The 21,042-nt window shown below is 44.0% G+C and carries 22 protein-coding genes, 1 other RNA gene and 1 pseudogene; 4 read left to right on the top strand and 20 right to left on the bottom strand.

Annotation, left to right across the window (positions count from 1 at the left end):
• Nucleotides 1-37 precede the first annotated feature (37 nt).
• The 12 genes and pseudogenes from BLQ53_RS16470 to BLQ53_RS16415 all read right to left on the bottom strand — a co-directional run bounded on the left by BLQ53_RS16470 (nt 38) and on the right by BLQ53_RS16415 (nt 11,235).
• Nucleotides 38-1,429, bottom strand: coding sequence for an L-cystine transporter (locus BLQ53_RS16470; protein WP_425288316.1), 1,392 nt, complete (start codon nt 1,427-1,429; stop codon nt 38-40).
• Nucleotides 1,430-1,637: 208 nt separating this feature from the next.
• Nucleotides 1,638-2,270 carry a type 1 glutamine amidotransferase family protein gene (locus BLQ53_RS16465; protein WP_093728408.1) on the bottom strand — a complete coding sequence of 211 codons (633 nt, stop codon included), beginning with the start codon at nt 2,268-2,270 and terminating at the stop codon, nt 1,638-1,640.
• Nucleotides 2,271-2,344: 74 nt separating this feature from the next.
• A complete protein-coding gene (locus BLQ53_RS16460; protein WP_093728407.1) occupies nt 2,345-3,307 on the bottom strand; it encodes a helix-turn-helix transcriptional regulator in 963 nt (320 codons plus the stop codon).
• Nucleotides 3,308-3,366: 59 nt separating this feature from the next.
• Nucleotides 3,367-3,652 (bottom strand): annotated as a pseudogene (locus BLQ53_RS16455) (helix-turn-helix domain-containing protein).
• A gap of 126 nt (nt 3,653-3,778) precedes the next feature.
• On the bottom strand, nt 3,779-5,614 hold the full coding sequence (locus BLQ53_RS16450) for an LTA synthase family protein (protein ID WP_093728406.1): 1,836 nt from the start codon (nt 5,612-5,614) through the stop codon (nt 3,779-3,781).
• Nucleotides 5,614-7,215, bottom strand: a complete 1,602-nt coding sequence (locus BLQ53_RS16445) for an aminotransferase class V-fold PLP-dependent enzyme (RefSeq protein WP_093728405.1) — start codon at nt 7,213-7,215, stop codon at nt 5,614-5,616. The genes BLQ53_RS16450 and BLQ53_RS16445 overlap by 1 nt, the downstream gene beginning before the upstream one ends.
• 6 nt (nt 7,216-7,221) lie before the next feature.
• Entirely contained in the window at nt 7,222-7,818 is a 597-nt protein-coding gene (plsY, locus tag BLQ53_RS16440) for a glycerol-3-phosphate 1-O-acyltransferase PlsY (RefSeq protein WP_170829742.1), read from the bottom strand.
• 136 nt (nt 7,819-7,954) lie between these two features.
• A complete protein-coding gene (locus tag BLQ53_RS16435) occupies nt 7,955-8,167 on the bottom strand; it encodes a YozE family protein (RefSeq protein ID WP_093728403.1) in 213 nt (70 codons plus the stop codon).
• A 108-nt stretch (nt 8,168-8,275) separates the two neighbouring features.
• Entirely contained in the window at nt 8,276-8,770 is a 495-nt protein-coding gene (locus tag BLQ53_RS16430) for a dihydrofolate reductase (protein ID WP_093728402.1), read from the bottom strand.
• Between the two features lie 11 nt (nt 8,771-8,781).
• Entirely contained in the window at nt 8,782-9,738 is a 957-nt protein-coding gene (locus BLQ53_RS16425) for a thymidylate synthase (protein ID WP_093728401.1), read from the bottom strand.
• 15 nt (nt 9,739-9,753) lie between these two features.
• Nucleotides 9,754-10,368, bottom strand: coding sequence for an HD domain-containing protein (locus tag BLQ53_RS16420; protein ID WP_093728400.1), 615 nt, complete (start codon nt 10,366-10,368; stop codon nt 9,754-9,756).
• 15 nt (nt 10,369-10,383) lie between these two features.
• Nucleotides 10,384-11,235 carry a DUF72 domain-containing protein gene (locus BLQ53_RS16415; protein ID WP_093728399.1) on the bottom strand — a complete coding sequence of 284 codons (852 nt, stop codon included), beginning with the start codon at nt 11,233-11,235 and terminating at the stop codon, nt 10,384-10,386.
• 382 nt (nt 11,236-11,617) lie between these two features.
• Here BLQ53_RS16415 and BLQ53_RS16410 point away from each other — a divergent pair, with 382 nt between their 5' ends.
• The 3 genes from BLQ53_RS16410 to BLQ53_RS16400 all read left to right on the top strand — a co-directional run bounded on the left by BLQ53_RS16410 (nt 11,618) and on the right by BLQ53_RS16400 (nt 13,039).
• On the top strand, nt 11,618-11,818 hold the full coding sequence (locus tag BLQ53_RS16410; protein WP_093728398.1) for a cold-shock protein: 201 nt from the start codon (nt 11,618-11,620) through the stop codon (nt 11,816-11,818).
• Between the two features lie 129 nt (nt 11,819-11,947).
• Nucleotides 11,948-12,634, top strand: a complete 687-nt coding sequence (locus BLQ53_RS16405; protein ID WP_093728397.1) for a queuosine precursor transporter — start codon at nt 11,948-11,950, stop codon at nt 12,632-12,634.
• Between the two features lie 12 nt (nt 12,635-12,646).
• On the top strand, nt 12,647-13,039 hold the full coding sequence (locus tag BLQ53_RS16400; protein ID WP_093728396.1) for a ribonuclease HI family protein: 393 nt from the start codon (nt 12,647-12,649) through the stop codon (nt 13,037-13,039).
• On the opposite strand, the gene BLQ53_RS16395 is transcribed toward BLQ53_RS16400, so the two are convergent.
• The gene (locus BLQ53_RS16395) at nt 13,033-13,314 is read right to left on the bottom strand and encodes a DUF6123 family protein (RefSeq protein WP_093728395.1); all 282 of its coding nucleotides are present in this window, start codon (nt 13,312-13,314) and stop codon (nt 13,033-13,035) included. The two genes, BLQ53_RS16400 and BLQ53_RS16395, sit on opposite strands and share 7 nt — an antisense overlap.
• A 190-nt stretch (nt 13,315-13,504) precedes the next feature.
• Here BLQ53_RS16395 and BLQ53_RS16390 point away from each other — a divergent pair, with 190 nt between their 5' ends.
• Entirely contained in the window at nt 13,505-14,035 is a 531-nt protein-coding gene (locus BLQ53_RS16390) for a hypothetical protein (protein WP_093728394.1), read from the top strand.
• A 36-nt stretch (nt 14,036-14,071) separates the two neighbouring features.
• Here the strand turns inward: BLQ53_RS16390 and BLQ53_RS16385 are convergent, their stop codons facing one another.
• The 7 genes from BLQ53_RS16385 to fni form a co-directional block, all read right to left on the bottom strand.
• Entirely contained in the window at nt 14,072-15,562 is a 1,491-nt protein-coding gene (locus BLQ53_RS16385; protein ID WP_093728393.1) for a carboxypeptidase M32, read from the bottom strand.
• 17 nt (nt 15,563-15,579) lie between these two features.
• A complete protein-coding gene (locus BLQ53_RS16380) occupies nt 15,580-16,713 on the bottom strand; it encodes a THUMP domain-containing class I SAM-dependent RNA methyltransferase (protein ID WP_093728457.1) in 1,134 nt (377 codons plus the stop codon).
• A 94-nt stretch (nt 16,714-16,807) separates the two neighbouring features.
• Nucleotides 16,808-17,181, bottom strand: an RNA gene (rnpB, locus tag BLQ53_RS16375) — RNase P RNA component class B.
• 62 nt (nt 17,182-17,243) lie between these two features.
• Nucleotides 17,244-17,606, bottom strand: coding sequence for a cell division regulator GpsB (gene gpsB / locus BLQ53_RS16370; RefSeq protein WP_093728392.1), 363 nt, complete (start codon nt 17,604-17,606; stop codon nt 17,244-17,246).
• A 75-nt stretch (nt 17,607-17,681) separates the two neighbouring features.
• Nucleotides 17,682-18,251, bottom strand: a complete 570-nt coding sequence (locus tag BLQ53_RS16365; RefSeq protein ID WP_093728391.1) for an SLOG family protein — start codon at nt 18,249-18,251, stop codon at nt 17,682-17,684.
• Nucleotides 18,252-18,322: 71 nt separating this feature from the next.
• Nucleotides 18,323-18,727, bottom strand: a complete 405-nt coding sequence (locus BLQ53_RS16360) for a CotD family spore coat protein (RefSeq protein ID WP_170829741.1) — start codon at nt 18,725-18,727, stop codon at nt 18,323-18,325.
• An 80-nt stretch (nt 18,728-18,807) separates the two neighbouring features.
• Nucleotides 18,808-19,848: a type 2 isopentenyl-diphosphate Delta-isomerase gene (fni, locus tag BLQ53_RS16355; RefSeq protein ID WP_093728389.1), complete on the bottom strand. Its 1,041-nt coding sequence runs from the start codon at nt 19,846-19,848 to the stop codon at nt 18,808-18,810.
• Nucleotides 19,849-21,042: the final 1,194 nt, after the last annotated feature.

The raw sequence follows: 21,042 nt of genomic DNA, 5'->3' as shown, positions 1-21,042 counted from the left end.
CATTAGGAGCGGCTTTTTTAGGGTCACGGCCTCGACTTTAGCGTGCCATGCTATCAGCTGCAGCTTCATCGGAACGATAAGTTTTTGTGTCCAATTCACCAAGTGTCCGGCTTGTCACCAATCCTGATACCATGGATCCACTTACATTCAGCGCTGTTCGGCCCATATCGATCAGCGGTTCGATTGAAATCAATACACCTGCCAAAGCAACTGGCAGATTCATCGTAGATAAAACGATCAAAGAGGCAAACGTAGCGCCCCCTCCGACACCGGCAACACCGAATGAACTGATCATGACGACGACGATCAAAGTCGCAATGAATGACGGAGATAGCGGATTGATACCTTGGGTAGGCGCGATCATGACTGCGAGCATCGCTGGATAAATACCCGCACAGCCGTTTTGTCCGATAGTGATACCAAAGGATGCCGAGAAGTTGGCGATCGATTCAGGAACACCTAATTTATTCCTTTGTGCCTCGACGTTCAGCGGCAAGGTTCCTGCACTCGTACGGGATGTAAAGGCAAATACCAGAACTGGCATGATCTTTTTGACATATTGTTTCGGACTGAGCCCCATTATAGTAAGGATCAGCAAGTGGACAAGGAACATGGCAATCAGCGCTGCATAAGAAGCAATGACGAATTTACCCAATGTCGCGATTGCTTGAAAGTCGCTCCCTGCAACCGTTTTTGCCATCAAAGCAAGAATTCCGTAAGGTGTCAGACGCAATACCAATGTAACAATGCGCATGACAAGACTATGCAAGGATTCAATCATTTTCTGGAAAAATGCTGCTTGTTCCGGACTCTTCCTCTTGATTCCTAAGTAGGCTACCCCAACAAAAGCAGCAAAAATAACAACCGCAATGGTGGAAGTGGCCCGTGCACCGGTCAGATCCAAAAATGGATTTGCTGGCAGGAACTCCAATATTTTTTGCGGAATGGTTGTGCTTTGTACTTCTGTCAAGCTGGTTTCCAATTCTTCCCCGCGTGTCATCTCGGCATCACCTGCCGCAACATCGATTGCTTTTAAATCGAACCCGGCAGCTGCCGCGATACCGATAGCTGCAGCAATGGCTGTCGTCACCATCAGAGTTCCGATGACAAGCCCGCTTATCTTACCGATATTCGATGATTTCTCGAGTCTGGTGAACGCAGCTACAATCGAAATGAAGACCAGTGGCATGACGATCATTTGCAATAGCTTCACATAACCGCTTCCCACCAAGCCGAACCAGTCATTCGTCATGATGATGGTTTCGGATGCTGGTTCATAAATCAACTGCAGTACGACTCCGAGTATGATACCGAGTCCCAATCCAGTCAGCACACGCTTGGAAAAGGAAACATGCTTCTTTTGCATATAAAAGAGCACGCCCAATAAGGCTAACAAAATAATGATGTTCACCAAAGTGAATAAGTCCAATCCAATCATCCTCCTTGTTATATTCTACAATTCCTATTAACTTAGTATGAATAGAACCTATACACCATAGCACGTTGGAAACATTATGTAAATATTAAAGATGGGGTAGCGTCAGGAAAATGCGGATTTACAATGACAAGGAAATTCCAAATTAAAAAGCCCAACTTCTCTACAAATCAAAATAGAGAAATTGAGCTTTTCAGTTACTTCATTCATTTATTGAATTCATTAACTGGAAGAAGTATTCAGGTTTATGAGTCTTATTTAGGTTATACCATGAATGTAATGCATCTGGTGTAAATACATCTATTTTTTTCAGTACCTCCATTGCAAATTCCAAAGGAGCTATTCCTGATGCAGTAACTAAATTCGCATCAGATACCGCGGATCCCAACTCATAGAACTTTTCTCCTTTATAGTTGGGGCATAGCATTTTAGTATATTCTAAGTTATTACTCGTATGCTTTCTAGTATCTAAGTATCCCATATTCGCGAGGCCCTCAGTTGCACCACAAATTGCAGCAACAATAGTGCCAAGCTTTAAAGCTTGGCCAATTCTTTCCAAGATAGGTTGATGAATTTCTTCACTCCAAGTAGTCCCTCCTGGTAAAATTAAAAGATCTTTACTCTCAAGAGTACATTCATCAACGGAAATATCTGGTTTTATGTTCAGTCCTCCCATAGTAGTAATCATTTCTTTATTAACTCCTACTGTAATTACTTGTAGAGGTGCTAAATCTTTTTTGAAATATCTTCCTGAGTTAAGTTCAGCAATTAAATATCCATATTCCCAGTCCGACATTGTATGAAATACATATAGAAAAACTTTTTTTGTTTGCATCCAATCACACTCCAATCACAATTGATATAGCTATTATAATAGAACTCCCCTGACAGTTAATGTCAGGGGAGTTCTCATACTTGATGAAATTTTATTAATTCCGACAAAACTTCAATAAGTCTTTTCTTAAGACTTATTGGCTCAATAACTTTAATAGATTTATTGTACGGTAAAAGTAAATAAGGTACATATGTATGTATCATATCTTTTTCAAGAAGAAAAACTGCTTGATTTGAAGTCCGTTCTTGTAAATAATGTCCTAAAAACCAATGTTGGCAAATATCAGCCAACACACTTTTATCTCCACTAATAACCAAAGAAATAATCCCTTCCTTATCTTCTGTAGTTGGAAGAAGACTTTTTATAAAAAAGTCACGTGCTGAAAAATTTTCTGGCCGGTTAAACTTATTTTCGGTTAGCATTAGACTTTCCATTCGATCTATTCTAAAACTACGGATGTCATTCCTAAGATGACAAAACCCAATCACATACCACTTATTATTCCAATAGATTATTCTGTACGGATCGACCAATCTATAAATTAATTGCTTTTCGCCACTTTTATGGTAAAGAATTTTTACTGAGTACCCGTCAGCTACGGCCTGCTCCAACTCCTTCAAAAAAGGTTCCATGGAGAGTGAACTTAATCGACTTATTACTTCAAGACTAGTTAAATGTTTGTTTATCTTTGTTTCCTGCTCTTGATTTGAGTATTTACTTAGTTTTGAAATGGCCCTATTTAGTGCTTCACCTCCATAATATCCGGCTTCTTCTGCAAAAACAGCAGCATGAAATAGAGAAGTTTGCTCCTCAAAATCAAAAAAAAGAGGAGCCTCAATAAAATTGTTCAATAAAGTGTATCCACCGTTATGTCCTGGTTCTGAAATTATAGGTACGCCACTTGTTGAAATTGTATCAATATAACGATACACAGTCCTTATATTCATCTCTAACTTTTCTGAAATTTGTTTTGCAGTAACTTTTTCACCTGAACGAAGCATCCATAGAATTGCTAACATATTGTCAATTTTAGGCATATAATTCCACCTCTATATGAAATTTATTTTCTTATATTTCCGATTTTTGGTATAACTCATCAACTGTTCCTTTCCGATAGCTTTCTAAATAATGAGGCCCTAGACACATTTGTAATTTCACAAATTTGATTTACAGTCATATCTCCCTCTTTATAAAGCTTTACTGCATAATTCATTCCTACATGATTTTTATGGTACTTCTTTAACCGACCTTTAACGATCTTTTGTTGGTCCGGAAACTTTTTCTCCAAAAATCATATCCATTCCGATTTTGTTCAGTTACTGAAATTGCCTTGAAGGATTCTGGCTAGTTGAACTGACACGTATAAAACCGATTTTTCGCAAAATATCACCTCATTTTTGAGACAAGTCTTATGAGACGCTCTTAACTATGATTTATCAGTCTCCTACACTCTATTGATATATAATTACACTAAAAAAAATCCGGCCCTTGACGAGACCGGATTGCATTCAATCAGCGAAACGGAGCAGATCACCATTCAAGATGGCGTCTGAATAATAAAGTTCTTTATTCCGTTTCTCAAAATATGGTGAGCATCTGTTCATGTTTGTTTGCTTAGTAGATGCTTTATCATAGCAAAGCTGGGCTGTATAGATGACTTCTTCTGTTACGAAATCGCCGTCACGGAAGACAACGAAAGGATCGCGCTCCAGTGCAAGCAAATCTTGACCGAAATTCGGGTAGTCCGCTGTATCCACACCGAGCAGATGCAGGATTGTAGGCTGAATATCGATTTGTCCACCGGGACTATGGAAAGTTTCCCCCTCCTGGCCAGGTACATGGATGATCAATGGTACCTGCTGTAAATCGAGTTCCTGTGGTACGGACAGATCCTCATCCAAGTAAGACGCAATACCATCATAATAGTTTTCGGAGATTCCATAATGATCGCCTATGAGCACAATGATGGAATTCTCATATAATCCAGAGCGTTTCAATTCGGAGAAGAATTCCTTAAGTGCTTCATCCTCGTAACGAACTGTCTGGAAATAACGATCTACAACCTCCAGCCCCGTGTCTGCCTCGTCCAATAACACATCCTCTTCATCCAACAGGAATGGGAAATGATTCGTAAGCAGCAGGAACTTGCTGTAAAATGGCTGCTTCAAATCCTCGAGATAAGGCATGGACTGATTGAGGAAAGCTTCATCCTTGATGCCGTAATTAACCGAATTCTCATCCGATACTTGATAAGCATCCTTGGAGAAGAATCTATCATAGCCGAAAGCGTCATACGCTTTTTCCCTATTCCAAAAACTGCCGACATTGCCGTGGAAAGAAGCACTCTGATAACCGGACTTTGCCAGGATTTCCGGCATGGCGATATATTCGTTTTCCGGCCGTCTCACGTATACGGAACCACTGGCAAGCGGGTAAAAGGATTGATCGAACATGAATTCAGCATCCGATGTCTTCCCTTGTGCTGTCTGATGGTAGATCTGGTCAAAATAAAAACTGTCCTCAATCAAGCTGTTCATGAAGGGAGTGATTTCCTCCCCCTTCACTTTTCTGCCAATGACAAATTGCTGCGTCGATTCCAAGTTTACCAGGATGACGTTCTTTCCTTTAGCCACACCAAAGTACTGTGACGTGATATCCGTATCGGCAGAATCCAGATAAGCAGCAGCCTTCTCATAATCCTGTTTTGTCGCAAACGTACTGCTGAGCTCAGCTCGCACCGTTTGATAAATATCATATCCATGATAGTAAACCGGTCCGAGCGTACTGACCATCGCCGATCGGTTATAGCTGCCATCATGCTGATCTCCGGCTCCGATATGGGAGATGCCAATATTGATTCCGATAAGCAGAGCGGTGAGGCTTGCAAATATCCCTTTATGCTTCCCCTTGAAAGAGATTGGTTTTGGTCTTTTGAGAATCCACCACACAAGCAGGATCACTGTATCAACGAATAGAATCAGATCGAGTGGATCCATCAACTCAGCCGTGCTCTGGCTAAGACCGCCAACGTTCTTGAATTGGAATAGAATCGGCAGTGTGACAAAGTCGATATAAAAGCGAAAATATAATAAATTGCCATACAAGATCCCGGTCAAAATAATATGTAAAAGCAAGAATGCACCGGCACGCAATTTCTTCGTAAACAAATACAGCAATAACGATAAAATTGCGATCGACGACATACAGGACAGGAACAATTGAATGTAATCGAATGGCTCATATAATGGTAAATCGAAATAGATGATGCAAATAAGATACATTTTACTCAATAGGAGAACTGCTCCAATCGAACAGAATCCTTTAGCGGTGGTTAAAAGATTCATCAAACGAATGTTTCCTTCTTTCGAATCAGAGTGGAAAGTGTATCGGTAACGCCTTCCAAATCCTTCTCCTGGTGATGCCCCATGACGGAAATTTGCACCCAATTGCGTTCAATAAGGTAACTGCTATTGCAGCTGATCAAATAGCCTTTTCGGGCAACTTCCCTGCCGACGATGTCCGCACGAAGCTCTCTAGGCACCACAATCGTGACAATGCCAGGTGTATATGCCGATTCTGTCAAGAGTGTCAGCCCTTTCAGCCTACATAATGTGACTAGTTTATCTGTCAATTCCCGAACCCGCTTTAGCAGTTGTTTATCTTCCCATTGTTCGATTGCTGCCGATAACGCGCTTATCAAGTTGGAAGAGTGCGTGAATGGCGCACTGCCATATGCATGGTAAAGGCCCAAATCCAAATAGCGCGGGATATTATCCGAGATCGGGATTGGATGATGGTAAAAGACGAAAGCTAAACCGGCGTAAGAAGCCAATCCTTTCCCGCTGCCTGCGGTTGCCATATAAACGCCCTGTAAATCGATTGGTACATTGCCAAGGGAACTGCAGCAGTCCAGAATCAGTTTGCTGTCAGTCTTGTTTGCTATGTATTTCAGCCGGTCCATGTCTTGCAGCACACCGGTGGAAGTTTCCGAATGGACTGCCCAAATCCAAGCAGCATCATTTGCTTTGGCTTCAGTCAGTACATGTTCATAATCGAAGCTTTCTCCCCAAGGGATTTCCAATGTGGCAAAGCGCAGACCTGCCCTCCTGGCATGATCGGTCAGCCGGGAACCAAACTCGCCATTCACAAGGATGAGACCATATTGATCAAGATTTCGCAACTGCGCTGCCACCGCATCGTTTCCTAAAGTACCAGAGCCGAGCAGAATCTGGACATGAGCTGCATGGGTCAGACTTCTCAATCTTCCGCGAAGCTGATCAAGCTGATCAAGAAAAGCTGGTGCACGATGGGAACCTGCCGTCTCTCCCATTGCCTTTTTCACTTGCTCTGCCATTGGAACGGGTCCGGGCAAAAAACTGCTCGGCTCTTGCCTGTTCAGGAGTATACGTTCAAAGGCACGTGCTTTCTTCTGAAACAACGGCTCGGTCACATACATCGGCTGGTACTGCGCAACCCCGGAACCATTCAATGGTCCAAATGGAACGAATCCCATATGCTTATATAATTTCTGCTGGCGTAAGATGCCGGAAATCACAGCCATATCAAAACCATTTTTCAAACAGTAATCAATAAGGGCTTCAGCCAGCCTGAAGAATACAAAGCTATCCCGATATGCTTGCTCTACGGCTAGCAATCTTATTTCGCATTTAGCCGTATGGGGAGGCAGGTAGCTATCCAAGTCGTCCAATTTATCATCTAATGAAAATGGCCTGACAGAACGGATAGCGATCATGGCAACTACCTTCTCTTTATCAATACCGATTATATATGTATTTTCCTCATTGAATCGATCGATTCTCTTACGTTCCCGATTGGCTTCGTACTGTGGGATTTCCTCCGTAAACGTCCGGTAGTTGAGGGCGTGTATTTGTTCGAACTCCCATGGTTCTGTTGCAATTTTATAATGTAATTGTGTCGAATTCATCGTATGTCACCTTTCGTTACGTAATAGCAAATAGCTCCAGGCAGCTTTCAAATGTGTATGGTGGGCTGCCAAGATAAAGACAGTCACTACAACGTAAACAGCGATTGTCAGCAGATCAAAACGTAAAAGCGGAAGCAGGACGGCTGTACAGCCATAAGCGAGCAGCCCGGAGATGCTGAACCTTCTCAAGAAAAGATAGATGCATAGAAATATAGCAAGCAGCAGGAAAGTTGCTTGATAGGAAAAGATGACAAGTGCCCCGAGAGACACAGCGATTCCTTTTCCCCCCTTGAAACGGAGCTGAGCCGGGAAAATATGACCCAATACTGCTGCAATGACACTCAGACCCTCAATAAGTTCAGCCTGACCGCTATATCGAACAAACAAAACAGCAAGCATTCCTTTGGCTAAATCAAACAGAAGCACCAGAAGGAACCCCTTCTTGCCCATTGCCCTGCCTGCATTTGTTGCACCGGCATTCCCGCTTCCAGTCGTACGGATATCTGTTCCATGCTTCCATTTCATCATATAGTAGGCCGCATTAAGCGAGCCAAACAGATAAGCTAAGAAGATACTCACTAAAGCAAACCCAATGGATTCCATAATCGTATACCACCACCTAGCGATATTTCCATAGTATAAATAAATATCTGAACTTTCAATGACATTTGACAAAATTTTACCTAAAGATCCCATAAAAAATGCCTGCATCTAGTGATACAGGCATACCATTCATTTATTACATTGTTTCATATGTCCGCCATAGCCGGTCAAAAACCTGCAATGCTCCATGGAAAGGACTATTCCATTCCAAGTATTCACTGATTTCATCATAAGATGCGCTATGTTTCGGGAAATTATGATCTGCAAACATCCAGTCAGCAAGTTTGCTTTCATCCGTGGGCTTTTTTCGACCCCGATATGTCATCATAAAATGGTAAAAAGACCGCATTCATTCACCCTCTTTCTGCACTGCATCGCTTTTACTCCAAACCGGGAAATAGATTGTCCATGCGATCAACAGGAAAAAGCAAGCAGGAGGCAAGAATACATACAACATTCAGTTTGTCACCCGATCATATTGGATGAAGTAATAATCATAGGGATTCTTCTCATCCTTCGTCCCTTTTTCCCTTTTTGTTTCCTGCCATTCTTCCAAAGGAAAGTCAGGGAAAAAACGATCTGCAGGGAAGCTTTCTTCTATATACGTCATATAAATACGATCAGCAATATTCAATGTCTGCGAAAATAGCTCACTTCCACCGATGATGAAAATTTCTTGCTCCGCATGCTTGTCCGCTAATTCCTTCACTTCTTCCACGCTATGCAAGACAGTGACATCTTTTGCTTGAAACGCTTTATCCCTCGTAAGGACGACGTTGTCCCGATTCGGCAATGCTCCGTTCATCGAATCGAGTGTCTTTCTGCCCATTACGATGATTTGGTTGGTCGTCTTCTCTTTGAAAAATCGCAAGTCACGCGGAAGATGCCATGGCATGTCATTTTCATATCCGATACCACGGTTTTGATCCATTGCGAATAATAGTGAAATCATACTGATCCTCCTTAAACGGCAACAGGTGCCTTTATTGCCGGATGCGGTTCGTATCCGATGATTTCCAAATCCTCCATCGATGCATCAAAAACCGAGCTGAAGCTATCTTTGATTGCCAAGGATGGCAATGCTTTCGGTGTTCGGCTCAGCTGCACTTCCACTTGTTCAAGATGATTCAAATACAAGTGGGCATCACCGATCGTATGGATGAATTCCCCGACTTCCAATCCGCATTCCTTGGCAATGAGATGGGTGAGCAAACTGTAGCTGGCAATATTGAATGGGATGCCGAGGAAGATATCTCCGCTGCGTTGATACAGCTGGCAAGAAAGCTTATTGTCGGCCACATAGAACTGAAACATCGTATGGCATGGCGGAAGCGCCATCGTCGGGACATCTTCCGGGTTCCATGCGGAAACTATCAATCTTCTGGAATCAGGATTTTTCTTGATCGTTTCAATTACATCTTGCAATTGATCGATGCTTTCTCCTTTTGTCGTCTTCCAGTTTCGCCACTGTTTGCCATAAACATCGCCAAGATGGCCGAAGCGTTCGCTGAATGCATCATCGGCAAGGACCAGCTGCTTGAATTTTTCCATCTGTGTTTCATATACGTCCCGAAAATCCTCATTCTGCAAGGAGCGGCGTCCGAAGTCGGTCATATCCGGCCCGTCATACACATCACTTTCCACCCAGTTTTTAAAAGCCCATTCATTCCAAATGTTATTGTTATGCTCCAACAAATATCGGATATTCGTATCTCCTTTGAGGAACCAGAGCAGTTCACTTGCAATCAGCCGGAATGGAACACGTTTTGTTGTCAGCAATGGAAAGCCTTGCTGAAGATCAAAACGCATCTGATAGCCAAAAACAGAGGTTGTGCCCGTACCTGTACGGTCTTCTTTCTTCGTGCCATTTTCCAAAACGTATCTGCATAAATCCAGATAGGCTTGTTCAGAAGTTTTCATATAAATATCATTCCTTTATCGTATATCATCACACGGCATATCCCATTCTGCAAAGAACTGATCCAAGAAGTCCTGCATGAAGGCATGCCTGGATGCAGCCATATGTACGGCTGTTTTCGTATGCAGTGTTTCTTTCAATTTCAATAGTTTATCATAAAAATGCTGGACGCTCGAATGCTTGGGGTCATTTGGCCAGTGGATGAGACGGCTGGCTGCTCCGCCGAAAGCGAACGTACGAGCGATTCCGATGGCGCCGATTGCATCCAAACGGTCTGCATCCTGGATGATCTTTCCTTCCAGTGAATCCGGCATGCGTCCTTTACTGAATGAAATATTCCGGCAAGCCAAAAATATTTCTTGTATGACGTCTTCTTCCAATCCGATACGGCGAAGGAAGCCTTGAGCCTCGGCCACAGCATCTGCAGGCTCATCAAACAGCTTATGATCCCCGATATCATGCATCCAGCCGATTGCTTCTGTCAGAAATGGGTCTGCCCCTTCTGCGAACGCGATTTTCCTCCCCATCTTGGCTACCCGTTTCATATGATAGAAATCATGCCCTGTCGCATCTTTGCGGAAGATGGTGTAGACATAACGCTCCATCTCTTCCAGTTGTTTCGTCTGTTCCATCGTTCATCGCCCTTTCTAATCAAATAGATTCAGTTGTTCCGGCGGCGGATCCGGCAGCTTTTGTCCGAGGAGCTGCATCATATCCTTGGCATTGTCACTGGCATCACCGCCGGAATTATTGTTGAATAGCAGAATGACACGATTGCTGGATTGCTCCAACGCAAGTGCCAGCTTTCGCCATTCCATGAGTTCTGTCTGATTGTATCGGTAAAGAAAGCGCACTTTGCGCCAATCCTCCCGCCCATTTTGATTCCACCCATGAACATTGCGGCCGTGGAATCGGACAAGTGTCAACTGATCATATGTCGCCACTGGCACAACAGGGACAGAGCCGCTTCCTGCTTGTGGTTCATCGCAAACTGTATGTATGAATTCCAGCTCACGCAGCAAACTGAGCGTCCTTTCCCGGTACTCCTCTGCATACCAAGACTGCTGACGGAATTCTATCGCTACCGGCAATCCCTTTGTCAGCTCACGTATATAACGCAATCGATCAATGCTCGCCTTCTCTACCTGGAACCAAGGAGGAAACTGAAATAAGATTGCAGCAAGCTTACCAGCCTCGACAACAGGCTGAATCGATGCTAAAAATTGTTCAAACAAGGAAGCAGCTTCAGAACGTGTCATTTTCCGGCGGCTTTGGCCTGTCATATCCTGATGTGCTTTAATGATGAATGAAAAATGTTCGGGAGTCTCTTCGACCCACTTCGTATAATTGCTGATTGGTTGAATGGCGTAAAAGGAAGCATCCACCTCCACCACTTCAAAATGCGTCGCATATGTCTTTAGTTTCTGCTGTCTCGCTTTCGCATCTGGATAAAGCTTGTCATGATCACCCCATCCGGTCACGCCTATTTGAATGGTCAATCGCCTGCCTCCTTCCGACAAAATACGATTAATTATATTGTAATGGAATCCTATCAACCCTTCAATGAAGACCGTTCCTTGATATTAAAAACTAAACATGTCGCAAATTGACAAGAAAGAAGGAATGATAGACCCTTTCAATTCATTCCGAAAGCGATTACTTTCCCAACAAAACCTTCTTTTTCCCCACTTGACGCATTTTTCAAAATAAGCTATATTTGTGACAAGCAAACAAGATGAGCGGAATACGAACGTCGGCAGCTTGTTAGAGGAGCTAAAGTAATTCCGCCCTTCTAGCAGACTGCCTTTTTCAATTCATGCACGTCTTTTTTGTATTATCTTATGCGTTTTCTGTGAAACGTCTTTTAGGAGGATAAGGAATATGCCAAACGGAATTGTAAAATGGTTCAACGCTGAAAAAGGTTACGGGTTCATTCAAGTAGAGGACGGTAACGATGTGTTTGTACATTACTCCGCCATCCAGGAAGAAGGCTTCAAGAATCTTGAAGAAGGTCAGGAAGTATCCTTTGAAGTAATCGAAGGAGAAAGAGGACCTCAAGCAGCTAACGTGGTAAAACTATAATATAAGCGCAAGCGGCAATCCTCAGGATTGCCGCTTTTCTGTATCAGAATCCTTCCATATGTTGCATACTCTTGGAAAAGCGCGTATACTCTTCCATTGTCTAAGTAATTTACACTAGGAGGAGCAGCATTGCATAATGATTTACTTTGGATTGCTTTTTCCATTATAAACTTCGTCCTGCTGTTGGTCATGTATCGGCTATTCGGACGTCTCGGATTGTTCGTATGGGTCGGCATGGCAACAGTGCTTGCGAATATACAAGTAACAAAGACAATCGAGCTGTTCGGATTGACAGCAACAATGGGTAATATCATATATGGTACCATCTTCTTGGCTTCGGATATATTGAACGAGAATTACGGTAAGAAGATTGCCAGGAAAGCTGTTGGTCTCGGCTTTGCTACCTTGATCATGATGACTGTGATCATGCAGTTCGTCCTATTGTTCAATCCGGCACCAAGTGACTTTGCCCAAACATCGCTCAGCACGATATTCGGTTTCATTCCCCGAGTGGCACTTGGAAGCTTGATTGCATTTGCCATCAGTCAATATGTCGATGTCTGGCTGTACGCGCTTGTCAAACGTGTGCTTCCGGATGATAAATTCCTTTGGGTGCGAAATAATGTCAGCACGATGCTCAGCCAGCTGCTGGATACGCTCGTCTTCTGTACAATTGCTTTCGCCGGGACTTATGAAGGCACCGTATGGTTGGAAATCTTTATTTCGACATATGTGCTGAAATTCGTAGTCAGCATCATCTCCACGCCGTTCCTTTACGGAGCAAAAAGAATGTACAGCAGAAATATCAACGACTAGGAGGGATACGGATTGATCGAGGTATATACCGATGGTGCTACCAGCGGTAATCCAGGAGTAAGCGGAGCAGGAATCGTGGTCATAAAAGAAGGAGTGCGCAAGACATACAGCATACAGCTTGGGACGATGACGAATCACCAAGCTGAATTCTGGGCCATCATCAAAGCTCTGGAAATCTGTCGCGAAGATCACTCCGAAGCCATCATCTCCTTACGTTCGGATTCCCAGGCTGCCGTGCAGGCAATCGACAAGGAATATACAAAGAACAAAGAATTCCAGCCATTATTAGAACAAGTAATGGAGTTGAGCCGAGTGTTTCCTTATTTCTTCATCAAATGGATACCGGAAAAACAAAACAAAGCAGCAGATCAGCTTGCCAAGGAAGCCATACGCCAGAATCAATGATATTGAAGCTGGAACCCTTTTTTCGCAAGCAGATCTTCTGCTTGTTTTTTTGTCTGCACCCCATCTTCACCGATCAAGTCCAATACACTAAGGTAGAAACTGCCATCAAATGCATGCTGGAACCGAAGTGTGACTTGGAGGGCAACTACTACTTTCCAATCGGGCGCATTCGCATAATTTTTTCCGAAATAGATGAATTGTACGTCTTCATCTGTCAGTTTAAATCCTTTCGCCCATAAATCATCCAGAAAATATGCTAAGCTTTGTTTCTTCAACTGCAAAACCCCTTTATCAGAATCCGTTTATAATTATAGCATTGTTGTTTCCGGTTTCAACAAAATCATGAAAATTCTATTTTCTTAAATTTGTCAGATTTTTCCCATTGTTGGAACATTTCTACTAAGTATTTACAATTCAAAAAATTAACATTAAACTAATGAAGCCAATCAGAAAGGGGATGTTAGCGTGAAAAAGCTCATGTTCTTACTTGCGTTAACGGCTATCGTAGCCATATTCGCAACAGGTTGTTCAAGTGCTGACTCACAAAGTAAAACTGACAGCGGTTCAGAAAAAACAGAAACGACCGATGTCAAAAAAGAACTTCTTGCTACACAAATGGATTTCACAGCAGATTTAAGTGCAAATTACGCACCGGTTGCAGCGTATCAGTCTGCTCTGGCCGATGAAGCTTCCACGGACGATGTCATCAAGACATCTGCAGAAGCAGCTAAGAAAGCAGCAGATGAAGGTGCGGCAAAACTTGCTGATTACAAACTGGAAAGCAATCTTCCGGATGAGCAAAAAGAAGCATTCACGAAATCTTTGGATTCTTTAAAAGCTTATTTCGAAGAAGTGACGAAAGCGATCGACGCTTCTGAGACAGAGCCAAACTTCGATGCCGCTCAGAAGCAATTCGATGCTTTTCAGTCCGAACTAGAAGGTATCTATGAAGATGCTGGCTTGCAAGTACCAAATATGGCAACAGCTTTAAGCTAAAGGAAAAACGATGCAGATGGACTCTGCATCGTTTTTTTATAGCTGATAGATTTTGCTGTATTTCTCAGTCAGATAGGATACTAGATGATCGGCATTCAATCCTTCATCAGTCACATCCTGCAGCAGTTCCAACGGTTTTTTCGCCTTCCCGTATTGATGGATTTGTTCTGTCAGCCACTGCTTGATCGGCGCAAATTCCCCTTGTTCGATCAGTCGGTCTGTATCCAAGGTTTCCTGCATCTTCGCATGGAATTGTGCCGCATACATATAACCTAATGCGTAAGAAGGGAAATAGCCGAAATCACCGCCGGACCAGTGAATGTCCTGCAGCACGCCTTGAGAATCACTTTCCGGCACAATACCGAGATACTCCTCCATCTTCCTGTTCCAAATCGCCGGCAGCTCGGCAACCGTGATCTCATCCTTGAATAAAGCCTTCTCCAATTCATAGCGAATCATGATATGCAAAGCATACGTCAACTCGTCAGCCTCGATTCGGATGAAGGATGCTTTCACTTCATTTACAGCTTGGTAGAAGGTATCAAAATCGATTTCCTGCAAGGAAGCAGGTGCATACGTCTTGAATTCCTCGAAGTGCCCTTTCCAGAAAGCCTCGCTGCGGGCAACGAAGTTTTCCCAGAATAACGATTGTGATTCATGGATTCCCATGCTCGTACCGCTAGCCAAAGGAGTCGCTGCCAGTTTTTCCGCTATATTCTGTTCATAAAGCGCATGTCCGCCTTCATGGATTGTACCGAAGACAGCCATTCGGAAGTCATCCTCATCATAACGTGTCGTGATACGGACATCTTTCGGGTTTAAGGTGATTTCAAACGGATGGATTGTATCATCCAGTCTCCCTGCTTCGAAGTCATAACCCATTTTTTTCAGGACAGAAATAGTGAAAGCTTTTTGCTGTTCCTTTGAGAAATGTGTCTGCAGCACACTAGTATCTGGTTTCACATCCGATTGCTTGATTTGTTCAAGTAAATTTGTGAGTGATTTGCGTAATGCCGGGAACACTTCGTCCAATGTCTCCATCGTCACGCCAGGCTCATACATATCCAACAGAACATCATAAGCATGTTGATCCGCATTCCAGTAGGAAGCGAACTTCTTCTTATAGGTGACCAGTTCCTCCAAATATGGCTGGAGCAACCTGAAATCCCCCTTCTCCCTTGCTTCTCCCCATACGGATTCAGCTTTGGATTGAAGCATGATATATGCTTTAAATTCTGCTTCGGGAATCTTTTTGTTGCGGTTGTATTCTTTTTCACTCTCAGCTAGTGATTTGATCAGAATTTCATCCTTGGCGATCGGCTTCAGTTCGTCAATCAGTTCTTTCAGTTTGTCAGATGTGGATAGACGATGCGACTGCTGTGATAAATAGCTGATTGCTTCAGCTCGATATTCCATACCGGCTTTCGGAGCTTTTGTCCGCAGGTCCCAATGCATAAGGGCGATTGCTTCTTCATACGCTTTTTGTTCTTTGATCAAATCCCAATATTGCTGTGTTGCATCTGACATACTATCCGCTCCCTTTTTCAGATATGTTTACCGAAATACTGATAATAATCGGTTTTGATAAAACCATTGAAAAGCTTGCGTTTCTTCGTTGCCTGCTTGCCATAGAATGTTTCGAAACTTTCATGGGATGTTAAGATATAACCGCTCCATGAAGGATTATCCTTCATGATGCTACCTAGCTCTTTGTAGGCCTTTTCCACTTCAGGGCGATCTCCCAATCTTTCCCCATATGGCGGATTCGTTATCATATAGCCATTATCCTGCTTCGGATTCCAATCTGCCACCTGCATCTGTCTCCAGTTGACCAATTCCCCAAGACCTGCTTCGATACTATTCGCTTTGGCGATTTCCACCATTTTATGATCGATATCCGATCCGGAAATATGGAGCTCCTGATCATAATTGGCTAAATCCTCGGCTTCTTCCAGCGCCTTTTCCCAAAGGTCGGATTTTACCCAATGCCAGTTCTCGGCATCAAATTCGCGGTTAAATCCAGGTGCGATATTCTGACCGATCAGTGCAGCTTCGATGGCAATTGTACCACTCCCGCAGAACGGATCATGCAGCGGGAATTCCGGACGCCAATTCGTCAAAAGCACCATCGCGGCTGCAAGGGTTTCTTTGATCGGCGCTTCGCCTTGCCCGACGCGATAGCCGCGCTTATGCAAGCCGGTGCCGCTTGTGTCCAATGTCAGACTTACCGTATCTTTCAAGATAGCCACTTCGATACGGTGTCTTGGACCAGACTCTTCCAGCCAGGAAGCAATACCATGCTTTTGTTTCAGCCGCTCCACGACAGCCTTTTTGACGATACGCTGGCAATCGGGGACGCTATAAAGCGTCGATTTGACACTTTTTCCGATAACCGGGAATTCCCCATTTTCCTGTATGTACGTTTCCCATGGCAATGCCTTCGTCTGTTCAAAAAGCTCATCAAAAGTCGTCGCCTTGAATTCACCGACGAGCACTTTGATACGATCGGCTGTCCGCAGCCATAGATTGCAGCGTGCGATGGCGGACGGATCCGCCTGGAATACTACCCTTCCATTATCGACTTGTACTTCTTCATAGCCCAACTGCTTCACTTCGCGTGCAACGACTGCTTCCAATCCCATCGCAGCAGTGGCAATCAGGGTCACTTGCCTGTTCATCATGTAAAACCTCGCTTTTATGTATTAAAAAGCCCTCTCTAGCTGTAACCAGTTAGAAAGGGCTGTTTGTTGTATACAGTGGACCAAATGAATGTTCTGTAAGCCATGTTCTGTACCGATGCACTGCGAGCGGTGGTCAGCCTCGTACAACGGCAGTAATCATCTATCTACAAGCTCATTGCCTGTCCCTTTTTAGGTTGAATTCCCATAATCAAGGGTGCCCCTACCAACATTTGGGTTGCTCACTCGCGGGGTTTACCTCGTTCCACTCAGCAAGTTTCCAAGCTGACTACGTCACTGTGGCACTTTCAAGACATGTCGGCCATATCCGAAGACTTAGGCGTTCTGCCTGCCGTTAGCATTGCTGCTACCTTGGCTTATGAATTCGCCAAGCACGAACACTACAAGCATCTCAGCCTGTGTGAGCATGGACTTTCCTCTGCATTGCTGCAGCGATTACTCAAACATTCATTTTTAAGTTGCTAACCTATTGTACGCGGTTCGACGTCAATAGTCAAGACGGTTCGGCATCAAACATCATTCTCAGCGAATTTCTTACCAAAAACGGCCTTTTCCAAATTGGAAAGACGCTTCAGGATATCATAGTTCACCTGATGGTTTGTCTGTGCCTCTCGCGCTGGGGCGGCCGGTGCTGCTTGTTCCTTTGGCTGCTGCGTTGATCTCGATTGTGGTCTACTGTCGTTTGAGAGCTGCTGTCTGAGTCGTTCGTTTTCACTTTTCAGACGATCGATTTCTTTTTGGAATGTTTCATAATCTTGGATGATCTTATCCAGGTATTCGTCGACTTCATCTTGATTATAACCGCGCATACCGGTTTTAAAATTCTTTTCAAAGATATCTTTTTGTGTCAGTTGGATATTTGCCAATGCCATACACAAGTCACCTCATTTATACGATTGTATATAAGTACATTCTTTCAAAATCAAGCAGGATTGTCAATTTTCTTCTCAAGTCTGGTCCCAATAGGATGGATCGTTCATTTGTGCCTGCTCAACGGTATCTTGCAAATCCAGGGCGGTTATATAATAAAGCTCGTAATCATGGGCTTCTTGATAGCTCCGCGCTTCTTTGAGGAAGAAATCGATACTGCCTGTCTGATTCTCATCATACATGACAAGTGCTGCCTCGGTTTTCGACAGCATCCATTTGTCGCGTGCCTTGAATTGGTAAGGTCCTTTATAATCCCCTTCGTATATGGGCTGATAGAAATCGGCAAGCATGATCACTTCCTGGTAATCTTCCTGCAATTCCTCTGACCATCGTGCATCCTGATTATCAAAAGGCGGTATGACAGCAAGCTGAATGTCATATCCTTCCTCCTTCAAATCGAGCACGATTTGAGCTGCCCACAGTTCCACGCCTGTCTGCCCGGACAAAAGTACCCATTCCAATCCTGATTCGATCAGACCGATCAGCTTGTCCCGTATGGTTTGCTTGATATAATGCACACGCGGATCACTCATTTTAAAGATTCCCATTTCATAGTGCTTGTATCCTGTAATGTATAAATTCTTCATCCGGGAGATGCTCTCCTTTTTCTTTTACTGTTTCTATCTAAACATAAAAGAGCTGGCATAAGCCAGCTCTATCAATACCACTTTTTCTGATTCGGTTTTGGTTTTGGTGCCATTTGAGGTTGCTGCTGCGGCTGATACATTTCCGGGCTAACTTGCTGCGGCATTTGCTGTGGCATTGGCATCATCGGCCCGCAGTTATGGCATGGATTCGGACGAGGCGGAGAGTTATGAGTCGGGCTGAGGTGAGTTTCCTCTACCGATTGCTCATTCGCAAAAGAAGTCGTATGCGGATATGCATGGACATTCTTTACCTTATGATGGTTCACGACTGTCGTGTGGACAGGGTGTATATGCTCTATTACCTCTTCGGAATATGTGTGTTGTACATTGTTCATAACGGGATCGACAAGTGTCTTCGTACCGCAGTGGACAGTGTGTTGCGGCTGTATCTTTGGACAACAATGTCTTTTTCGCATGTTCTTTCCCCTTTCTGTATTGGATTCCCTATAACATATGAGAGGAAGATAGAACATGTACTATGACAACAACCTAATTTTCAGGCGTTTTGCCTGATTAACCTGTCCGTATTTTTTAATGCCTCCAAGTTCATTGCTCCAATGCCGAACATGCTGATCCGAAGCTCAAGTTCGAGCTGCTCGAAACGCTCAAGCAGTGCTTCTGCTGAACTTACTGCCTCAGGAAGTATTGACCTGCCGTATCCTGCCATATCAGCGCCTAACGCAATCGCTTTGGCAGCATCCACGCCATTGGTGATCCCCCCGCTTGCAATCAAGCATTTAGGGGGTTTTGGCAAGCCGCTTAGCTGCTCGATGCTTCTGACTGTCGGAATGCCCCAATCAAGGAATGCTGATGCGGCTCTTTGCTTTATCGTATCCTGCGAACGATATTTTTCCACCTCGATCCATGAAGTGCCGCCAGCCCCGGCAGTATCGATGAATTGCACACCAGCTTCGATTAGCTGGCTGCAAGTATCCGGTGCAATCCCGAAACCTACCTCTTTCACCCCAATCGGTACATTCAATTTATCTGCCACTCTTGCAATTTTTATCAAAAGTCCGCTGAAATCAGTATCTCCTTCATCCTGAAAAACTTCCTGCATGCTGTTAAGATGCAGGACGATGGCATCTGCGCCTGTCAAACGCACAATTTCACTGCATTCTTCTGCTCCGTAACCATAATTCAGCTGAACGGCACCGATATTTGCGAAAATTGGGATGGTCGGTGCTTGTTCCCGCAGCTGGAAACTTGCAGCTGCGGTTTTATTCTCAAGCGCCACTCGGCTGGAACCAAGCCCTAATGCCCACCCCTTTTGTTCAGCCGCACTTGCTAAATTACGGTTGATTTCATGGGCGCGCGTTGTCCCCCCGGTCATGCTGCTGATCAGAAAAGGAACTTTCACCTGTTTATCAAGAAACGTCGTGGAAGTATCGATTGATGCAAAGCTGATTTCAGGAAGTGCCTGATGTTCGAATCGATAATACTCCAACCCCGTCGAAATACCTTTTCCTTGCACCTGTTCATTCAGTGTAATATGTATATGTTCATCCTTACGGTTATGTATGGATCTTTCTGTCATCCTGTTTCCCCCTGGCTCCTGGAGCTATCCTGTTATGATTACTTGGCTGTCCATTACCCGCTTGAGAGTCCACCGGCGCACTGCCGCCTGGATGAGTCGTACCCCCCAAAACCAAAGATGGTGCCTCGATACGCGCGAGTAAGTACAGCTAAATCGGCTGGAGACTGGGCCTCCTGGTAAACAATCGAATCCGACAATTCAGGAAGACCGCTTTCTCAAGCTGGCGAAGCAGCTGTTCCTTGTAAAGCTCTTTACCTTACAGGCAAATCATTCCTCCGAGATATGGGACATTCATTGCCCATACCGGCAGGCGCAATTTCCCGCTTCATCTGCAGCCGAAAAACAAATAGAAAGTCGGGCAAGCCTCAAAAATCAAAGTGAATTCCTTTTTATAATCGACAGGAAAAAACATGATGATGAGCTATTTGCGATTCAACACCAAGAGTCTCGCAAGGCCCGGCAAGGGCGGCTCCATTTCCTTTAATGGTATGATCAGGAAAATGCGGGCGATCCGGCTCTTTTATAAGCTCGCTGTACAAACTCCGGGCGTCTGTCCGATAAGCGTATCACAAGCACCGTCACCTTTGGTAGCCGTAACCCCTATGACTCGACTTTTGCTCGTGCGCATACGCATCTTTGTTTGGATACGAACTCTCAATTCATCTTGCTGGAATTTTTTTCAAGCAGCTTGTAATATCCCAGCCTGTATGTCCAAGGTTGATGCTGGCAGTCAGCATTAATATATCCTTCCTTTCCATTCATATCCCTTCAATCCGAATTGCCCCCATCGTTAGCATCAAGCAGCTGCAATTGGATAAAGCATCTTGGTATGCAATCCGCCATTCTTTAAATCAATGGGCGCTCCGAGGATAAAATGCGGAATCAGCCAGGAGGGCAATCTGGTTATCGCCGATTAGATAGAATGATGAAAAAATAAACAAATTCAAACACACACTAATTCCTAATTCATCCGTAAAGTGATCATCCTGCAAGAACGTCGTTTATGTTCCGGCTGAGAAAAAGCGACAAAGACCGCTACAACGGTCAGACCTGGTACCAACAAAAAGATTATCGAACGATAAAAAACCTAAAGCACATGTAGACTAACCTAGTCAAATGGGACATAAAAAAACACCCTTCAAGTGGTACACTTAAACTAAGTGTCAATTTGGAGGGTATTTTTTATGCAGAAAA

Source organism: Terribacillus halophilus (assembly GCF_900101385.1).
GTDB lineage: Bacteria > Bacillota > Bacilli > Bacillales > Amphibacillaceae > Terribacillus > Terribacillus halophilus.
Note: the sequence above shows the minus strand (reverse complement) of the source record. Positions and strands in the feature narration are given on the sequence as shown.